At 32.8% G+C, this 18,782-nt stretch carries 17 protein-coding genes; 9 read left to right on the forward strand and 8 right to left on the reverse strand.

Features of this window, described 5'->3' with window-relative positions:
- From dnaA to LNP27_RS00025, 5 genes are all read left to right on the forward strand, one after another.
- Entirely contained in the window at positions 1-1,428 is a 1,428-nt protein-coding gene (dnaA, locus tag LNP27_RS00005) for a chromosomal replication initiator protein DnaA (RefSeq protein ID WP_229942497.1), read from the forward strand.
- Between the two features lie 8 nt (positions 1,429-1,436).
- A complete protein-coding gene (locus LNP27_RS00010; RefSeq protein ID WP_229942498.1) occupies positions 1,437-1,904 on the forward strand; it encodes a low molecular weight protein-tyrosine-phosphatase in 468 nt (155 codons plus the stop codon).
- An 83-nt stretch (positions 1,905-1,987) separates the two neighbouring features.
- Positions 1,988-2,710, forward strand: a complete 723-nt coding sequence (locus tag LNP27_RS00015; RefSeq protein ID WP_229942499.1) for an SAM-dependent methyltransferase — start codon at positions 1,988-1,990, stop codon at positions 2,708-2,710.
- A gap of 474 nt (positions 2,711-3,184) precedes the next feature.
- A complete protein-coding gene (locus LNP27_RS00020) occupies positions 3,185-3,718 on the forward strand; it encodes a hypothetical protein (protein ID WP_229942500.1) in 534 nt (177 codons plus the stop codon).
- 429 nt (positions 3,719-4,147) lie between these two features.
- Positions 4,148-5,029: an SDR family oxidoreductase gene (locus LNP27_RS00025; protein WP_229942501.1), complete on the forward strand. Its 882-nt coding sequence runs from the start codon at positions 4,148-4,150 to the stop codon at positions 5,027-5,029.
- A 135-nt stretch (positions 5,030-5,164) separates the two neighbouring features.
- Here LNP27_RS00025 and LNP27_RS00030 read toward each other — a convergent pair whose 3' ends face one another.
- The 3 genes from LNP27_RS00030 to LNP27_RS00040 form a co-directional block, all read right to left on the reverse strand.
- The gene (locus LNP27_RS00030; protein WP_229942502.1) at positions 5,165-5,695 is read right to left on the reverse strand and encodes a YceI family protein; all 531 of its coding nucleotides are present in this window, start codon (positions 5,693-5,695) and stop codon (positions 5,165-5,167) included.
- 38 nt (positions 5,696-5,733) lie between these two features.
- Positions 5,734-6,486 carry a pirin family protein gene (locus LNP27_RS00035; protein WP_229942503.1) on the reverse strand — a complete coding sequence of 251 codons (753 nt, stop codon included), beginning with the start codon at positions 6,484-6,486 and terminating at the stop codon, positions 5,734-5,736.
- An 88-nt stretch (positions 6,487-6,574) separates the two neighbouring features.
- Positions 6,575-7,156: a Crp/Fnr family transcriptional regulator gene (locus tag LNP27_RS00040; protein WP_229942504.1), complete on the reverse strand. Its 582-nt coding sequence runs from the start codon at positions 7,154-7,156 to the stop codon at positions 6,575-6,577.
- 147 nt (positions 7,157-7,303) lie between these two features.
- Here LNP27_RS00040 and udk point away from each other — a divergent pair, with 147 nt between their 5' ends.
- The 4 genes from udk to scpA all read left to right on the forward strand — a co-directional run bounded on the left by udk (position 7,304) and on the right by scpA (position 11,933).
- A complete protein-coding gene (gene udk / locus LNP27_RS00045) occupies positions 7,304-7,912 on the forward strand; it encodes a uridine kinase (RefSeq protein WP_229942505.1) in 609 nt (202 codons plus the stop codon).
- Between the two features lie 125 nt (positions 7,913-8,037).
- The gene (locus LNP27_RS00050) at positions 8,038-8,361 is read left to right on the forward strand and encodes an FtsB family cell division protein (RefSeq protein ID WP_229942506.1); all 324 of its coding nucleotides are present in this window, start codon (positions 8,038-8,040) and stop codon (positions 8,359-8,361) included.
- Between the two features lie 17 nt (positions 8,362-8,378).
- On the forward strand, positions 8,379-9,743 hold the full coding sequence (locus LNP27_RS00055) for a methylmalonyl-CoA mutase subunit beta (protein WP_229942507.1): 1,365 nt from the start codon (positions 8,379-8,381) through the stop codon (positions 9,741-9,743).
- A gap of 60 nt (positions 9,744-9,803) precedes the next feature.
- Positions 9,804-11,933 (forward strand): methylmalonyl-CoA mutase, encoded by a 2,130-nt coding sequence (gene scpA, locus LNP27_RS00060; protein WP_229942508.1) that lies wholly within the window; start codon positions 9,804-9,806, stop codon positions 11,931-11,933.
- Between the two features lie 306 nt (positions 11,934-12,239).
- Here scpA and yidC read toward each other — a convergent pair whose 3' ends face one another.
- The 5 genes from yidC to LNP27_RS00085 form a co-directional block, all read right to left on the reverse strand.
- Positions 12,240-14,147, reverse strand: coding sequence for a membrane protein insertase YidC (gene yidC, locus LNP27_RS00065; RefSeq protein ID WP_229942509.1), 1,908 nt, complete (start codon positions 14,145-14,147; stop codon positions 12,240-12,242).
- A gap of 53 nt (positions 14,148-14,200) precedes the next feature.
- Complete coding sequence (pyrG, locus tag LNP27_RS00070) at positions 14,201-15,814, reverse strand: CTP synthase (RefSeq protein WP_229942510.1); 1,614 nt, start codon at positions 15,812-15,814, stop codon at positions 14,201-14,203.
- Positions 15,815-16,011: 197 nt separating this feature from the next.
- Positions 16,012-16,245: a DUF3820 family protein gene (locus tag LNP27_RS00075; protein ID WP_229942511.1), complete on the reverse strand. Its 234-nt coding sequence runs from the start codon at positions 16,243-16,245 to the stop codon at positions 16,012-16,014.
- Positions 16,246-16,315: 70 nt separating this feature from the next.
- Complete coding sequence (locus LNP27_RS00080) at positions 16,316-16,717, reverse strand: OsmC family protein (protein ID WP_229942512.1); 402 nt, start codon at positions 16,715-16,717, stop codon at positions 16,316-16,318.
- Positions 16,717-18,663 (reverse strand): LysM peptidoglycan-binding domain-containing protein, encoded by a 1,947-nt coding sequence (locus LNP27_RS00085; RefSeq protein WP_229942513.1) that lies wholly within the window; start codon positions 18,661-18,663, stop codon positions 16,717-16,719. Before LNP27_RS00085 ends, LNP27_RS00080 begins: the two co-directional genes overlap by 1 nt.
- Positions 18,664-18,782 lie beyond the last annotated feature (119 nt).

Below are 18,782 nucleotides of genomic sequence, written 5' to 3' on the forward strand. Positions count from 1 at the left end.
ATGAACAAAACTGCTCAATCAGTATGGGAAAACTGTTTGTCTTTTATTAAAGACAACATCCAGGATCAAGCCTACAAAACGTGGTTTGAACCAATCAAGTCAGTTGAACTTACCGATAACGCATTATACATTCAAGTTCCAAGTAAATTCTTTTACGAATGGTTGGAAGAGCACTACGTAAAATTACTAAAAGTAGCTCTTACGAAAGAACTTGGAAAAAACGCTAAGTTACTTTATAAAATCAGAATGGAAAACACTTATGGCAATAAACAACCGTTCACAGAACAGTTGCCTAGCGCTAATAGAGTTCCTATGAAACCGCAGGAAGTGGATGCTCCTTTTAAAAATTTAAACCCAGAATTAAAAAATCCTTTTGTAATTCCAGGAATTAGAAATTTAAAAATTGAATCTCAGCTAAATGCAAACTATAGTTTTGATAATTTCTTAGAAGGTGATTCTAATAGATTAGCACGTTCTGCAGGCATGGCTGTGGCCAATAAACCTGGTGGAACTTCTTTTAATCCGTTATTAATTTTTGGTGGAGTTGGTCTTGGAAAAACGCACTTGGCACATGCGATTGGTGTGGAAATAAAAGATAAATATCCAGAGAAAACTGTTTTATACATTTCAGCGGAAATTTTCACGCAACAATACATTGATTCTGTAAAGAAAAACAATAGAAATGATTTCATCCATTTCTACCAATTAATAGATGTATTAATTATTGACGACGTTCAGTTCCTTTCAGGAAAATCAGGAACGCAAGATGTATTTTTTCATATTTTTAACTATTTGCATCAAAATGGAAAACAGGTAATACTGACTTCAGACAAAGCTCCTGTTGACATGCAAGACATCGAACAACGTTTACTGTCTCGTTTCAAATGGGGACTGTCTGCGGAAATTCATCAACCAGATTACGAAACTAGAATTTCTATCTTGAAAAATATTCTATATAGAGACGGTGTAGAAATTCCTGATGAAATTATTGAATATGTCGCTCGCAATATCAAATCGAATGTTAGAGAATTAGAAGGAGCAATCATTTCATTAATAGCTCAATCATCTTTTAACAAAAAAGAAGTTACTCTTGAACTTGCAAAAAGCGTAGTTGAAAAATTTGTTAAGAATGTAAAAAGAGAAATTTCGATCGATTACATTCAGAAAATTGTTTCGGATTATTTCCAATTAGATTTAGAGACCTTACAATCTAAAACGAGAAAAAGACACGTTGTACAAGCCAGACAACTAGCTATGTTTTTCGCAAAGAAATTCACTAAAGCATCATTAGCAAATATTGGTTCTCAAATTGGAGATCGCGATCACGCCACCGTATTACATGCTTGTAAAACCGTTGACAATTTAGTGGCAACCGACAAACAATTCAAAAAGTTCGTTGAAGATATCCATAAAAAATTAACGCTATAAACGCATTTATGTCTATTAAAATTTTAATGGTATGTTTAGGAAACATTTGCAGATCTCCTTTAGCCGAAGGAATTCTTGCTTCTAAACTACCTAAAAATAAATTCACTGTGGATTCAGCGGGAACAGGATCATGGCATATAGGTAATTCTCCTGACGAACGCTCTATTAGCGTGGGTAAAAAAAATAAAGTAGATATTTCCAGTCAAAGAGGACGTCAATTCAGTACTGCTGACTTTGATACTTTCGATTATATTTATGTTATGGATAGTTCTAACTACAGCCATGTTTTAGAATTAGCCAAAACTCAAGATCATAAAGAAAAAGTTCAAATGATTTTGAATGATTTGTTTCCAAATGAAAATGTGGATGTTCCCGATCCTTATTTTGGCTTACCTAATGGATTTGAAATTGTGTACAACATGCTTGATGAAGTTTGTGAGGTTATTTCGAAAAAACTAATAGAAAAACATTCCTAACTTTTTTACTTCAAAATATTTATTCTAATTCCTCGGAATAGGAATTGTCCACATAAATTACTGTCTGAATATAAATAACATCAATGAAAACAAATACTTCTTTAGGAAAACTGTATTTAATCCCTACAACTATGGGTGATTGCGAACCAATGGATGTACTACCACAGACCATAAAAAGATGTATTGATCTTATTGATTATTATGTTGTTGAAAATGACAAAACAGCTAGAAAATCTATAAAAGGCGTTAGTCCTGAAAAGAAACAATCAGAGTTGAAACTTTTTGTTTTAAACAAACACACAGAAGCTAAAGAACATTTAGACTTTATAAAACCTTTGCTAGAAGGACATAATATGGGTTTAATGAGTGAAGCAGGATGTCCTGGAGTCGCTGATCCTGGTGCTGTAATTGTTAAAATAGCTCATGACAGAGGAATACAAGTGATTCCTTTAGTTGGGCCTTCTTCTATTCTCTTAGCCATGATGGCATCAGGAATGAACGGACAAAGCTTTACTTTTCATGGTTACTTACCTATCGAAAAAGACGAAAAGAAAGCTAGTTTTAAAACATTAGAAAGAATCTCGTTTGAAAAAAATCAGTCTCAAATTTTCATTGAAACACCGTATCGTAACAATAAACTTCTAGAAGATTTAATCCAAACATTACATCCTGAAACACATTTATGTATCGCAACCGATATTACTTTACCAACTGAATATATAAAGACTAAAAAAATTGCGGCTTGGAAGAAAGAAATTATCGATTTACACAAACGTCCTACAATTTTTATTATTCACAAAATGTAGTTCCAACTTTAAGTTTAAGGCAATATCCACAATCATTTTTTAGTCCTAAACCATCACAAAAATAATACCGAATCGATCATTTTTTAAATTAAAAAAATACAAAATAATTCCTATTTTTCATTTAAATCAGCACTAAATACTAGATTTTTTTAGTTTCTTAGAGTTAAAAAAAAACACTTTTTTTTAGTTAAAGTAGTATTTAAAAACGGATTTTCCTGCTAAAAAACACCTATAAATTCGTGCTTAAATTAACACTATTTACAAAAAAATTAACCACGAGAAATTAAAAAAGTTTTAATTTTAATCGTTCCCAAAATCACTTTTGAACACCTATTCAAAAGCATTAAGCTGCTAATGTTTATATTTTAATGATTCATGAAGTTCATTAACAGAAGGGGAAGAAAAAACAAGCCTTACAACCTCTCTTGATCATTAAATGATGAGTACTTAATTTTAATTTAAAAAGTAAATATTATGAAAGCATTTAGTTTTTTAGTACTTTTTTTAAGTATTACAACTGCCTCATTTTCACAAGGCACTATGGAAACACCTGCGCAAGGGAACATGAAAATAGAGGAACTACCTGCAGTTGTTATCAAAAATGTGGGGAAGGATTTCTCAATTTACATACCGGACAGAAATCCAGACGCAAGTGTTAGAGCACTTGAAGATAAATTTATAGCCTATGATTTAGGAAAGGATTACCTAGGTTTTGAAAACTATTTAGTTATTATGGAAACTGCTAAAGGATCTTTAACAGCTACTTACAATAAAAACGGAAAATTATTGACCGTAATAGAAAATTACAAAAACGTTAAAATCCCTAATGAAGTCATTTATTCCATTTACAAATCATTTCCCGGATGGCATATTATAAAAGATAAATATCTATATTCTCAAAAAGAAGGTGACATAATTAAAAAAGAATACAATCTTAAAATAAAAAAGGATAAAGAAATCCGTTCGCTAGTAGTTAAAGCAGATGGAGAAGTTATAAAAGGAATGTAAATAATCAACTAATATAAAATTTAAGACTGCCTCTAAAAAGTTAATAACGCTTGGAGGCAGTTTTTTTTTGCGAAATAACAATTAACTTTATTGCGAATAAAATCTCTCCCGAAAGTACTATTTGAAAAGCATTTGGAGATTATTTGGCTCATTAAAAGCGAAAACTTATAATAGAACTACTAAGATTTATTTAACAACATAAAACTATATAATCAAATTTCTACCCATGAAAGCTTTAAAAGAAGCTTCATCTCCAAATTCTACTTTTTATTGTAATAGCACAATTAAAAGAATAATACATAATAATTAATAATTCGAAACCTTGAATAAAGCTACTATATCAATAGTTTAAATTAAAAAAAAACATTTTTTATTATGCATGCATACTATTTCAATTCGTTATATTTACAATTCAAAAAATAAAAAATTATGAGTTATACAGATAAAATGTTACGCGATGATGCTCTTAAAGGCAAAGTAATAGTGGTAACTGGCGGCGGAAGTGGGTTAGGAAAAGCAATGACTAAATATTTCTTAGAACTAGGCGCTCAAGTTGCAATAACATCAAGAGATTTAGAAAAACTTAAAAATACGGCAAAAGAACTGGAAGCAGAAACTGGCGGAACATGTCTTCCTATTCAATGTGACGTACGTCATTACGAAGAAGTTGAAAACATGCTACGACATGTTTTAAAAGCCTACGGAAAAGTAGATATTTTACTTAACAATGCGGCAGGAAACTTCATTTCTCCCACTGAAAGACTGTCTGCAAATGCATTTGATACTGTGATTGATATTGTGCTAAAAGGAACTAAAAATTGTACACTTGCTTTTGGAAAACATTGGATAGATACTAAACAAAAATCTTCTACTGTTTTAAACATTGTTACAACTTATGCTTGGACGGGTTCTGCTTATGTAGTGCCAAGCGCCACTGCAAAAGCAGGAGTTCTAGCTATGACACGAAGTCTAGCTGTTGAATGGGCAAAATACGGCATTCGCACCAATGCGATTGCTCCAGGACCATTCCCAACAAAAGGAGCATGGGATCGATTACTTCCAGGTGATTTAGCTGAAAAATTTGATATGGCTAAGAAAGTTCCAGTGCAACGTGTGGGTGATCATCAGGAACTAGCCAATTTAGCGGCTTATTTAGTTTCTGATTTTTCTGCTTATGTCAATGGCGAAGTAGTTGTTATTGATGGCGGCGAATGGCTAAAAGGTGCTGGACAATTCAATTTGCTGGAAGCAATACCAGAAGAACTTTGGGACCAACTCGAAATGATGATTAAAGCAAAAAAGAATAAATAAGATAAATGAAAGAGAGTAATTAAAGAAGATGCCCCAAAAAGTTTCATACTATTTGGGGCATCTTTAATAGAAAAAGATATAATTATAATCAGGATATTTCTACATACTATAACTACTCGATGTAATCATAGATAATTATTGCTTTATAAATTGCAGTTCGATAAGCAAACGCACTTCTTCACCTACTAAAACTCCTCCAGTTTCAAGTACTGAATTCCAGTTTAATCCCCAATCTTTTCTGTTAATTTTACCATCTAATGAAAATGCTATCTTTGCATTTCCCCAAGGATCTGTCAGCAATCCACTATATTCTGCCGATAATTTTACTGATTTTGTAACACCATGCAAAGTTAAATCGCCTACCAATTCATATTCACCTTCATTAACTTTAGTAAAAGAAGTAGCGCTAAATTTAAGTTCTGGAAACTGTGCTGCATCAAAAAAATCTACGCTCAATAAATGCGTGTCTCTATCAGCATTTCCTGTTGTTATAGAATCAACTGCTCCAGTAAATTCAATCGTTGCATTTTCAAAATCGTTGTTTTCAGATTCAATCGTTGCGTCGAATTTTGAAAATTTACCTGAAACATTTGTGAACATCATATGTTTCACTTTAAAACCAATTTCTGAGTGTGTTGGGTCAATTACCCATTTTGTTGCTGACATAGTAGTAGTATTATTTATTAGTTATTTTTTTTATTTAATTAGAATTGCATCGGCACTTCCATCAATAAGATTTCGGCATCAGCTGAATTAGCAGTAATTTTAATAGTATCAGTATCCCTTATTCCTAATCCATCACGCTCTTTTACGACGATGTTTCCAATCCTAAAATCCCCTTTTAAAACAAAAGCGTAAATTCCATTTCCTGATTTTTTTAATTCATAAGAAGTAGAAAATTCATTTTCGAATTTACCAATATGAAACCAAACATCCTGATGAATCCAAACCCCTTCATCTTCTGGATCTGGCGATAAAATTTGCTGTAATTTATTATGGCGGTCTTTTAAATCTAAACTAATTTGGTCATAACGTGGCGTTACATTTTTTTTATTTGGATAAATCCAAATTTGTAAAAATTTCACTAATTGATCATTATTCTTATTTTTCTCACTGTGAAATATTCCTGTACCAGCACTCATAACCTGAATATCGCCTTCCTTGATTACAGTAGTATTTCCCATACTATCGTGATGTTCTAAATCTCCCTCAAGCGGAATAGAAATAATCTCCATGTTATCATGCGGATGTTTTCCAAAACCCATTCCTTGATTAACTTTATCATCGTTAAGGACTCTCAAAACACCAAAATTCATACGCTCTTGATTTTGATAATTCGCAAAACTAAAAGTGTGGTAGGATTCTAACCAGCCATGATTGGCATGACCACGAGTATTTGCTTTATGCAAAATATGATTTGCAATTGCTTGGTCTATTATAGTTTCATTATTCTCCATTGTCTTTTTCTTTAATTTGCTAATACAAAGTTGCGACAAATGAAAACCAAAAGCATTGAACTAGGACAAGAAATGAAAAAATTGAACTTTACTGTTTTGCGATTTTTGTTCTTATTTTACTTAAAAATTCAGCTGAAATACCTAAATAGGATGCGATATAATGTTGAGCAACACGTTGCGGAAGCGCTGGGTAATGCTCTAAAAACTCAATATATTTCTCCGTGGCAGTTTTAGAAATAGTGTTAAATAGACGATCTTGAGTAACGGATAAACTACGTTGCATTAAAATTCGAAAAGCACGTTCAAACCTTGGTGCTTTGCGGAATAATTCTTCCTTCGTTTCAGGATTAAACATAAAGAACTCACAATCTTCTAAAGTTTCGATGTAAACTCGACTTGGGTTTTCTTCATAAATACTAAACGAAATATCACTAATCCACGCATTTTCAATGGCAAATTGAAGAATAACTTCAAAACCATTGGCATCAATATAATACTTTCGCACACAGCCTTTGATAACAAAAGCCTCAAAGTTGCACATTTCTCCTTCTTGAATCAAAATGGTTTTCTTTGGAACCGTTTTATACTCCAATAAAGAATTAAAAGTATCTAATTCAGTAGAGGTAAAAGAGACATATCGTCCTATGTTGGTATTGATTTGCGAATACAAGATGTAAAGTATTAAAAACTAAAGGTAAAAAATGTTTACCAAAAATGCTTGATAAATATATTAATTTAGCAATTATTTCTGCTAAAACAAAATTCACTCCCGATTAAATTCCTATTTTTGTATTAATATAAATATAACAGAAATTTTATGCTCATTATAGGAATTGCAGGTGGTACGGGAAGCGGAAAAACTACCGTTGTACATCAAATCATGAATGAATTACCAGACGCAGAAGTTGGTATAATTTCACAAGACTCATATTACAAAGAAAATATTGGACTTTCTTATGATGAAAGAGCATTAATTAATTTTGATCATCCGCGTGCTATTGATTTTGAATTATTGGTTGCGCATCTTAAGGAATTAAAAAAAGGAAATAATATAAATCAACCCGTTTATTCTTTTGTAACGCACAACAGGACGGACGATACTGTTTTTACACATCCTAGAAAAGTGATGATTGTGGAAGGGATTCTAATTTTGGCAAATCCAGAACTAAGAGATCTTTTTGATGTTAAAATATACGTTCATGCGGATTCTGATGAGCGCTTAATCCGACGTATGAAACGTGATATTGCTGAGCGCGGACGTGATATGAGCGAAGTTTTAAATAGATATCAAACTACTTTAAAACCCATGCATGAGCAGTTTATCGAGCCGACAAAGGCTTTTGCTGATATAATTATTCCAAACGATAAGTACAATACAGTCGCCATTGATGTCGTACGAGCGGTAATCAATCAGAAAATATCGTAAAGTATCGTTATTTAAATTAATAGCAATAATTGGGAGCTATTCCTGCTTTACATTACAATCTTTTTTCCTCGCAAGGGCGAGATAAAAAAGGATTTTCATTGCAATCAGGGCTAAAAAAAATAAAAATGAAAAATCCATATAAAAACAAACCTTGGTTTAAATTCTTAAGTAACAAATACGTTTGGGTGTTGTGTTTCTTTTTTACGTGGATGATTTTTTTAGATAATTATTCCTATTTCGACCACCGTATTTTAGATCAACAAATTGAAGATTTAGAGGACAATGCTACTTATTACAAAGAAGAAATAAAAAAAGACCAACAGAATATCAAACAACTGAAAAACTCTGAACAAATAGAAAAATACGCTCGCGAAAAATACTACATGAAAAAAGATAGCGAAGACATCTATATCATCGAGTTTGAAGGCGATACAATTGAAAAACAATAATATAATCTGCAAATAAAATGGCTGCTACTCTTTTCGATGATTTCAACCCCATTTCTTCCAAACAGTGGAAACAAAAAATTCAATTTGAACTAAAGGGAGCTGACTATAGTGAAACCTTAGTGTGGAATTCTGCAGAGGATATTCAGGTTAAACCTTTCTACCATAAAGATGAAAATAATAAGAGATATTCCAATAACACAAAGGCAACCGAATTTAAAATTTGCCAAAATATATTTGTCTATGATGTTGAAAAATCTATAGAAAGAGCCGTAAACACACTTAGTCGAGGTGCTGATAGTATTCGTTTTTCAATAGAAAACGATTCAATTGATGTGATACGTTTGTTAGAGAATTTACCATTAAACGATTGTACTGTTTATTTTAATCTAAGCTTTTTATCAATCGATTTCGTTAAAAAGATAGATGCATTTGCAACAAAAAACAATACAACAATTTTTTGTAATCTAGATCCAATAGGTCAATTAGCAAAAGATGGAAACTGGTTTACTACTAAAGAAAAAAATAATTTCGAAACACTAAATTTACTTTCAAAGCAAACAAAATCAGTTTCTTTACTAAGTATTAACGCCGCTTTGTATCAAAATGCAGGAGCAAATCTAGTTCAACAAATTGCTTATAGCTTAGGACAAGCGAATGAATATTTCAACAGAATTGAATCTATCAACAAACCTATCGTTTTTGAAGTAGCAGTTGGTACTAATTATTTTTTTGAGATTGCAAAATTACGTGCGTTACGACTTTTATTTAATCTCATCGCAAAAGAATACAACCATACTTTAGATTGTAATATCATTGTTTCGCCTACAAAACGAAACAAAACATTATACGATTATAATGTAAATATGTTGCGTACTACAACCGAATGTATGAGTGCTATTATAGGTGGCGCAAATGCTATTGCTAACTTACCTTACGATGCCTTATACCATAAAGACAATGAATTTGGAGATAGAATTGCTAGAAATCAATTACTGATCTTAAAAAATGAAAGCTACTTTGACAAAGTGAATAATCCAGCTGATGGAAGTTACTACATAGAAACTCTAACGAATCAACTAGCCGAAAAATCGCTTGCTTTATTCAAAGATATGGAGCGTAATGGCGGCTTTCTGAAGCAATTGAGCGAAGGAATTATCAAGAGAAAAATCCAAGAAAGCGCACATACTGAGCAAAGCTTATTCGATTCAGGGAAAGAAATTTTGTTGGGAACAAACAAGCATCCTAATAAACAAGACAAAATGAAGCATGATTTAGAATTGTTTCCTTTTGTAAAACAAAATCCTAGAAAAACATTGATCAAACCAATAATCGAAAAACGTTTGGCTGAAAAATTAGAACAGGAACGATTGAATCTTGAGTAAAATAAGAGTTTAAAAAAAACTAAAATTGATCAGGTTAGCTTTAATTTGGCACTTACACAAATGAGAAAAGACATACAACATATAAAACTAGATGAGGCTGAAGATAAATCAGTACGTTCAGACGAAAAAAGTTTTCTAACCGCTGAAAATATTGAACTGAAACAAACCTACTCTGAACAGGACATTGACAATCTTAATCATCTTGATTTTGGAGCTGGCTTTGCGCCAAATTTACGCGGTCCTTACGCAACGATGTATGTTCGTAGACCTTGGACTGTTCGTCAATATGCTGGATTTTCGACAGCTGAAGAAAGTAATGCATTTTACAGAAGAAACTTAGCTGCAGGACAAAAAGGACTTTCTATAGCTTTTGATTTACCTACCCATCGTGGTTACGATTCGGATCACGAACGCGTTGTAGGTGATGTTGGAAAAGCAGGAGTTGCAATAGACTCTGTGGAAGATATGAAAGTATTATTCGACCAAATTCCTTTGGATGAAATGTCCGTTTCGATGACGATGAATGGAGCTGTATTACCAATTATGGCTTTCTATATTGTCGCGGCAGAAGAACAAGGCGTAAAACCGGAATTGCTTTCTGGAACGATACAAAATGACATTCTGAAAGAGTTTATGGTGCGAAATACGTATATATACCCACCTACTCCTTCGATGAAAATCATTGCTGATATATTTGAATATACTAGCAAAAAAATGCCAAAATTCAATTCTATTTCTATTTCTGGCTACCACATGCAAGAAGCTGGAGCGACTGCTGACATTGAGTTAGCTTACACTCTTGCCGATGGTTTGGAATATATAAGAACAGGATTAGCAACAGGAATGAAAATTGACGAGTTTGCGCCAAGATTATCATTTTTCTGGGCTATTGGAATGAACCATTTTATGGAAATTGCCAAAATGCGTGCTGGAAGAATGATATGGGCTAAACTAGTCAAACAATTCGAACCAAAAGATGATAAATCATTAGCCTTACGCACGCACTGTCAAACGTCAGGTTGGAGTTTAACGGAGCAAGATCCGTTTAATAACGTGGCACGAACATGTATTGAAGCTGCAGCAGCCGCTTTTGGAGGAACACAATCACTACACACTAATGCTTTAGACGAAGCAATAGCGTTACCAACAGATTTTTCGGCTAGAATAGCTAGAAATACACAATTGTATTTACAAGAAGAAACAAAAATAACCAAAACAGTCGATCCTTGGGCTGGAAGTTACTATGTAGAAAGTTTGACTAATGAAATAGCTGAAAATGCTTGGAAACTTATCGAAGAAGTAGAAGAATTGGGTGGAATGACCAAAGCTATTGAATCTGGGATTCCAAAATTACGTATTGAAGAAGCAGCAGCAAGAAAACAAGCAAGAATTGATAGTGGACAGGATATTATCGTTGGCGTGAATCAATATCGTTTAGAAAAAGAAGATCCTTTACAAATATTAGATGTGGACAACCAAATGGTTCGCAAGCAACAATTAGAACAGCTAGATCGCATTAAAGCTACTAGAGATTCTAAAAAAGTTAAAAACTCTTTAGACAAATTAATTATTTGTGCTCAAACTGGAAAAGGAAACTTACTTGAAATAGCTGTTGAAGCGGCTAGAAACAGAACTACATTAGGAGAAATCAGCGATGCATTAGAAACAGTTTTTGGACGATATAAAGCACAAATTAAATCTTTTAGCGGTGTGTATAGTAAAGAAATAAAAGACGACAAAAGTTTTGAAAAAGCAAAACAAATGGCAGATGAATTTGCCAAACAAGAAGGGCGCAGACCGCGCATCATGATTGCAAAAATGGGGCAAGATGGTCACGATCGCGGAGCCAAGGTTGTAGCAACTGGTTACGCTGATGTAGGCTTTGATGTTGACATAGGTCCGCTTTTTCAAACGCCAGTAGAAGCAGCTAAACAAGCGGTAGAGAATGACGTTCATATCTTAGGCGTTTCATCGCTTGCTGCTGGACATAAAACATTAGTTCCCCAAGTAATTGCTGAACTTAAAAAATATGGCAGAGAAGACATTATGGTTGTTGTAGGCGGAGTTATTCCTGCACAGGATTACCAGTTTTTGTTTGATGCTGGTGCTGTGGCTGTTTTTGGACCTGGAACAAAAATTAGTGAAGCTGCTATTAAAATTCTTGAGATATTAATGGGAAGTTTCGAGTAGAAATAGTCAAAACCAATCTTCTATCTTCTATAGTAAGTAAATTATTAAGCGTAGCCCCAAGTCAAACTTATTAGATAAATAAAACTAAAAAAAAGACTGTCCGAAAATAATTTCTGGACAGTCTTTTTTGCTTTCATTATCTATTGCAATAAAATATTGACCTACCTCTATATTTTAATTCTACTCCTGAAGCTATAATTTATTTTATAAATAATAACCCACTTGAAACATTAGAAACAAAAAAAGGCATTAAGTAAACTTTCGTTTATTCAATGCCTTTTAATCATGGAGAAAAAACTAAAATAATTATTTTTTCTTTTTATCTAATGCTTTTTGAGCTTCAGCTTGTTCCATAACTTCTTGAAGTTTTTTCTGGAATTTACCTTGTTTTTTAGGTTCTTTCAATTTATTTTCTTGTATCTGAAGGTGGATTTTATCACTATCGATAAAATATCTTTTGATTACAATCATAATTCCAATTGTAATAAGGTTTGAAATAAAGTTATACAAACTTAATCCAGCTCCGTAACTATTGAAGAAAATTAACATCATTAATGGTGAAACATAAATCATGATTTTCATCATCTTAGCCATATCTGGCATACCTTCTTGTTGCGGAGCGGCCATTTGCTGATCTCCAGAAGTCATTTTCATATAAAAGAAAATCGCTATCGCAGCTAATATTGGAAACAAACTAATATGACTTCCGTACATTGGGATATGGAAAGGCAATTTAATAACCTCATCAAATGAAGATAAATCGTCTGCCCAAAGGAAACTTTTTTGTCTCAACTCAAATGCTGATGGAAAAAACTGGAACGACGCGTACATAAAAGGAAGCTGAATCAATGCTGGAATACAACCTGCCATAGGATTTACTCCTGCTTTATTGTACAATTTCATCGTTTCCTGTTGCTTCTTCATTGGATCTTTTTTGAATTTTTCACCTAATTCAGTTATTTCAGGACGTAGTACTTTCATCTTAGCTTGCGACAAGAATGATTTGAAAGTAATAGGCGACATAGCTATTTTTATTAGAATAGTAAAAACTATTATCGCAATTCCATAAGGAATATAATCACTTAAGAATCCAAATAAAGGAATAAAAATAAACTTATTTATCCATCCAAAAATTCCCCAACCTAGCGAGATAATTTTTTCTAGATTCTTATCGTAATGTTTTAAAGTCGTATAATCAGTTGGGCCAAAATACCAACTCATTTTGTGATCTAACTCTCCATTAGTAAATGCTAAAGGAATATTAGCTTTAAACTGTTTAGTATAAACGGTATCAATTTTATCATCATTAACTAAATTAACAGAGGTAACTTTAGCTGTTTCTAGTGGTGTTTTTGATAAAAGTATAGAAGAAAAAAAGTGCTGCTTGAATGCAATAAAAGTTGCCTTTTCAAGATCTTCCGCTTCTGTTTGCCCTAATCCAGCATAATCAATTTTTCCGTCTTTATGCTCAAAATAGATTTCATTATATCGGTTTTCATAAGCAATACTTTTTTCATTTCGGTATGCTTTCAAATCCCATTCTAAATCTAATGGTTTAGCAGTATTCAAAACTTTATTCAACCCTTGAGAACGAATATCGAAATCGACCATATATTCGTTTGGCTTCAAAATGTATTTGTACTCTAAAAATTCGTTAGCTCCCGCTTTCAACTTCATAGATAATACCTGGTCAGCTCCTATTTTCTCTAAAGTTGGTTCAAAAAATAAATCCTTAGAGTTTAACGTACGGTTATCACTAGTAAGTAATTGCACATTCAAATGAGCATTATTATCTTTAACTAATTCTACTAATTCTCCCGAACCTTTCTTGAATTTTTCAAATTTCTTTAAAACTGCCTCGACGATAAAACCACCTTTATTAGCAATAACTAATTTTACAACATCGTTTTCTATAGTCGTAACACCAGCTTTTGCTGAAGGAAGTGTAGCAGAATAAGCAAAATTACCAAGGTTTTTTTGCAATTGCGCTAATTGTGTAGAATCACCCGTAGCTGCAACAGCAACAGTTGCTACTTCAATTTTTTTATCTTCTAATTCTTTCGCTTTAGCAGCTTTTACTACTAACTCTTTCTCTGCTTTTTGAGCTGCAAGTACCTTTGGATCTGGCTGATTTTGATACATAATGAAGATCAAAATAACAAAAATCAATACAAAACCAATAATCGAATTACGATCAAATCTTTTTTCTTCCATTTTAATTTAAAAAGTTATAAATTTTAAGGTTACTGAAAACAAATAATTCTCAGTTATTTCTTCTTTGCCTGAACCGCTGCTGCCACAAAACTTACAAAAATAGGATGCGGATTCGCTACTGTACTTTTGTATTCTGGATGGTACTGTACACCGATGAAAAACGGATGATCTTCGACTTCTACTATCTCAACCAATCCTGTATCTGGATTTACACCTGAGGCAATTAATCCATCATTTTGTAATTGTGCCACATAATTACTATTGTATTCATAACGGTGACGGTGGCGTTCTGAAATAGTTTCTTTACCGTATATTTTGTGTGCTAATGAACCTTCTTTAATATCACATTTCCATGCTCCAAGACGCATTGTACCGCCTTTATCTGTAATGGTTTTCTGCTCTTCCATTAGATTTACAACTGGATGTGCCGTATTCTCATTCATCTCCGTTGAATTAGCGTCAGTCAATCCTAAAACATTTCTTGAATATTCGATAATTGCCATTTGCATTCCTAAGCAAATTCCAAAAAATGGAATTTTATTTTCACGTGCATAACGAACAGCGTATATTTTACCTTCAATTCCTCTTTCTCCAAAACCTGGAGCCACAAGAATTCCGTCTAAACCAGCAAATTTCTCGCTAATATTTGTAGCGTCGATGTGCTCAGAATGTATCGAAATTACGTTCACTTTAGTTTCATTTGCCGCACCGGCGTGAATAAAAGCTTCCAATATCGATTTGTAGCAATCTTGCATTTCAACATATTTTCCAATCAAACCAATGTTGATAATATGTTTTGGATGTTTTAATCTACGTAAAAAAGTATTCCAGTTTTTTAAATCTGGTGCCGCTTTTTTAGGCAAATCTAACTTCTTAAGCGCCACAATATCAAGCCCTTCTTCAAGCATTAAATTAGGCACTTCATAAATAGTAGATGCATCTATCGATTGAATAACTGCTTCTCTTTTTACATTACAAAACAACGCAAGTTTGCTACGGATTTCATCTGAAATTTCATGCTCAGTTCTACAAACTAAGATGTCCGCTTTAATACCACTTTCCATCAACGTTTTTACAGAGTGCTGCGTTGGCTTTGTTTTTAACTCACCTGCAGCAGCTAAATAAGGAACTAACGTTAAATGTATAACTATAGCGTTATTCTCACCTAAGTCCCACACCAATTGTCTAACAGACTCGATGTAAGGTAAAGATTCAATATCACCTACTGTTCCACCTATTTCAGTAATTACAATATCAAAATCGCCAGATTTTCCTAGCAACTGCATTCTATCTTTAATTTCGTTGGTAATATGAGGTACTACCTGTACCGTTTTTCCAAGAAATTCTCCTCGTCTCTCTTTTTCAATAACCGAAAGATATATTCTACCTGTGGTAACATTATTAGCTTGAGAAGTAGGTACATTCAAGAAACGCTCATAGTGTCCTAAATCTAAATCGGTTTCAGCACCATCATCAGTAACATAACATTCGCCATGCTCATAAGGATTTAAAGTACCTGGATCTACATTTATATACGGGTCAAACTTTTGAATAGTTGTACGGTAACCTCTTGCTTGTAACAATTTTGCCAAAGAAGCCGCAATGATTCCTTTCCCTAAGGAAGAAGTCACACCGCCTGTAACAAAAATATATTTCGTTTGATTCATTCTGTTGTTGTTTGTGTTGTAGTTGTGTAAAAAACTTGGCAAAAGTACGAATTAAATTAGAGAAACTGCCAATTAGATAATGAGAAAATAAAGAGATAATTTAATTAGAAAATTTATGCTTTGGAACATACAAAAAAAGCTACTTAAAGTAACTTGCATTTTATATCGAAAACTAAGAAAGACTATGAATTGAAGAATTACATTGGTTTTGGATACTTCTTTTTGATATTTCTAATTAGCTCCTCTAAACCATTTAACTTCAATTCGTAAATTAATTTCAATTGCTCTCCTAATTCTCCTTTTGGAAATCCTTTATTCGAATACCAAACGATATAATATTCAGGAATATCAATAAGAAACCAGCCTTCGTATTTACCAAAAGGCATTTTAGTATGAGCTAACTTTATAAGTTGTTTTTGATTTTTATCCATTTATAAAAAGAAAAAAGAAGCAAGAATATAGAATTTCTTTACACTTACTTCTTTTTTTTACACTTGATTATTATTTCCAGTTAAAAGTAATTCGCTTTTCAACATCTGGATGCAGACTTAAAAATACTGGACAAGTCATTGCTGCTCTTTCAAGAATCGTTTTGCTTTTTAGATCATCAGTTCCTTGCATCTGAAAAACTATTTCAATAGCACCAATACGTCTTGGCTCTGCATTCATAATTTTAACAACTTCAGCAGTAGTACCTGTCAAATCAATTTCTAAATCTCGTGCCTTGATTCCCATAATAGTCATCATACAAGTTGCTAAACCATTAGCAACAGTATCCGTTGGAGAAAAAGCTTCTCCTTTTCCGTTATTATCTAAAGGTGCATCCGACAGAATTTCTGTTCCAGATTGTATGTGAATAGAGGAGGTTCTTAAATCTCCTAAATAAGTTACTTTTGATGTCATTACTTTGCTTCTTTAATAGTTAAATCAGTGTCATAGTACAAAATATAAATCCCTTTATTTGCATAACCGCCACCTTCTTTTTTATAATACTCAAATTTATTATCCACTTGTTCCGTTGCTACATTTTCAATAGTATCTTGATATTTTTTATCTTGAGACAAACGCAACATTGTGTCAAAAGTAATATCAAAACCTCGGCTAGCAAAAACAGAAGGATCAATTCTATTTTTCTTTTTGAATTCTTTTTCGAAAATCAAAGCTTCAGGAGATTCATTTTCACGATTTACTGATGGATACATTAAGTTCAACTTTGCTAAGTTCGCAATACTAACCTCATCAGTATCCAATGTTTCGTTAGGTTCCAAAATAACAAGTTGCACTTTGTACGTCCACATAGCGCTTAGCATCGCTGCTACTGTAGCTTTAATCATTCCCGTATTTCCTGTTTCCATTACTACGTAGTTCATTTTTTCTTTTACAAATAAACTTTTTAGATTATCAGCTGAAACACCTCCATTTGCCGTAAGAGCAGAAAATTGAACATCTTTATGATTCTCTTTAATGTACTGAATTACAGAACCTTTCTTTTTATCCACTACCGCAATCATATTCCCGCCTTTTGAACGCATATACTCAAATATTGCATTTTTGACCGCATCAGGTGAAGGAACCGATTGAAAAACATTAGCAAAAGAAACGCTTTGGTCTTTTGATAATGGAGAAATTACAGCAACATCATTAGGCAATAATAATTCGGCAGTTTTATCAACATTACTTTGATAAAAAGGCCCAATTACAACATCTGAACTCTGCAAATTATTATCTTTCAAAAGCGAGCTAATCGCCGATGTATTTTTTGTTTCTTGCGAATCGTATATAGAAACATCAATATTAAGACCTAATACTTTAGCAGAATCAATAGCTACCAAAGCACCAGCATAAAAATCCAAAGTCATATTTAAGAATTTGTCTTTCTTTAATCGTTTTGATGTAGAATTTAATGTATCGCCTTCAATTTTAGCAATATTGAAAGGCAAAAGCAACGCTAATTTTTTTCTCTCATTACTTTTAACTTTAGACAAATCTGTATAATCTTTTTTAGCTTCCTGCACTACAACTGTTGAAACTCCAGGAACTTTAAGAATCATACCTTCTGTAACCCCTTCAGACAAACTAGGATTTAGCTTAGTTAATTCCTCCTGACTGATTTCAAACATTTTAGACAATCCATATAAGGTTTCTTTTGGCTTAACAACATACTCTCTATAACTTTTTACTTCAGCTATTTTTACTACCGCAGTTGGTGTTATAATTTCTTTTTTAGGTTCCATTTTTACTGGCGCTACCTCAGCTTTGACAGCATTCCCTTTAATTACTAATTTGAAACCTTCTGGCAAATTAGCAACTACTTCGGGATTTTTACGTTCTAATTCTTGTAATGATATTCCGTATTGCTTGGCAATTGAATATTTAGTTTCTTTTGGAAGAACAATATGATAAACCGCTTTTTCAGTCGATTCGGTTATGTTTTTCTTTGTTTTATTTGAAGGAATAGTAAGTACTTGACCTATCTGCAATCCGTCTTTCTCAAGAAATGGATTGGCTAGTTTTAATACTTCGTCTGTTACACCATATTTTTTTTGGATACCGTACAAAGTCTCTTTTGGCTGTACTTGATGCGTTATTCCTTGGCTCGTTGATTTCTCAGGAACAGTTAATGCTTGTTTCATAGATATAACTGGAATTAGCAATACGCTTTTTGGTTTTATACCCGATATAGCATCTGGATTTAATTGGTAAATATCGTAAGGTGTGACATTATATTTCTGGGCAATCTGAATGATTGTTTCTCCTTTTTCAACTTTATGTGTTGTGCTTTTAACTTGCGCAATAACACTATAACTGAACAATAGTGCAGTCGTGCAAATCGTATAAAAATATTTCATCCTATTTATTTATAAAATTATTCAAAACATTAATAAAACAACGGTATCAAATTTTATTCCAAAAATCTGATACCGTTTAGTAACGAACACTCTTAACATTGATGTTCAAAAAAAGATAA

Origin of the sequence: Flavobacterium galactosidilyticum, assembly GCF_020911945.1 — a bacterium.
Taxonomy (GTDB): Bacteria; Bacteroidota; Bacteroidia; order Flavobacteriales; family Flavobacteriaceae; genus Flavobacterium; species Flavobacterium galactosidilyticum.

Bases quoted from the DNA above. Each gene is read 5' to 3' on its own strand.
- pyrG (WP_229942510.1), bottom strand. From the start codon at position 15,814: ATGAATCAAACGAAATATATTTTTGTTACAGGCGGTGTGACTTCTTCC.
- LNP27_RS00050 (WP_229942506.1), top strand. From the start codon at position 8,038: ATGAAAAATCCATATAAAAACAAACCTTGGTTTAAATTCTTAAGTAAC.
- udk (WP_229942505.1), top strand. From the start codon at position 7,304: ATGCTCATTATAGGAATTGCAGGTGGTACGGGAAGCGGAAAAACTACC.
- LNP27_RS00020 (WP_229942500.1), top strand. From the start codon at position 3,185: ATGAAAGCATTTAGTTTTTTAGTACTTTTTTTAAGTATTACAACTGCC.
- yidC (WP_229942509.1), bottom strand. From the start codon at position 14,147: ATGGAAGAAAAAAGATTTGATCGTAATTCGATTATTGGTTTTGTATTG.
- LNP27_RS00025 (WP_229942501.1), top strand. From the start codon at position 4,148: ATGAGTTATACAGATAAAATGTTACGCGATGATGCTCTTAAAGGCAAA.
- LNP27_RS00085 (WP_229942513.1), bottom strand. From the start codon at position 18,663: ATGAAATATTTTTATACGATTTGCACGACTGCACTATTGTTCAGTTAT.
- scpA (WP_229942508.1), top strand. From the start codon at position 9,804: ATGAGAAAAGACATACAACATATAAAACTAGATGAGGCTGAAGATAAA.
- LNP27_RS00055 (WP_229942507.1), top strand. From the start codon at position 8,379: ATGGCTGCTACTCTTTTCGATGATTTCAACCCCATTTCTTCCAAACAG.
- LNP27_RS00035 (WP_229942503.1), bottom strand. From the start codon at position 6,486: ATGGAGAATAATGAAACTATAATAGACCAAGCAATTGCAAATCATATT.
- LNP27_RS00010 (WP_229942498.1), top strand. From the start codon at position 1,437: ATGTCTATTAAAATTTTAATGGTATGTTTAGGAAACATTTGCAGATCT.
- LNP27_RS00080 (WP_229942512.1), bottom strand. From the start codon at position 16,717: ATGACATCAAAAGTAACTTATTTAGGAGATTTAAGAACCTCCTCTATT.
- LNP27_RS00015 (WP_229942499.1), top strand. From the start codon at position 1,988: ATGAAAACAAATACTTCTTTAGGAAAACTGTATTTAATCCCTACAACT.
- LNP27_RS00030 (WP_229942502.1), bottom strand. From the start codon at position 5,695: ATGTCAGCAACAAAATGGGTAATTGACCCAACACACTCAGAAATTGGT.
- dnaA (WP_229942497.1), top strand. From the start codon at position 1: ATGAACAAAACTGCTCAATCAGTATGGGAAAACTGTTTGTCTTTTATT.
- LNP27_RS00075 (WP_229942511.1), bottom strand. From the start codon at position 16,245: ATGGATAAAAATCAAAAACAACTTATAAAGTTAGCTCATACTAAAATG.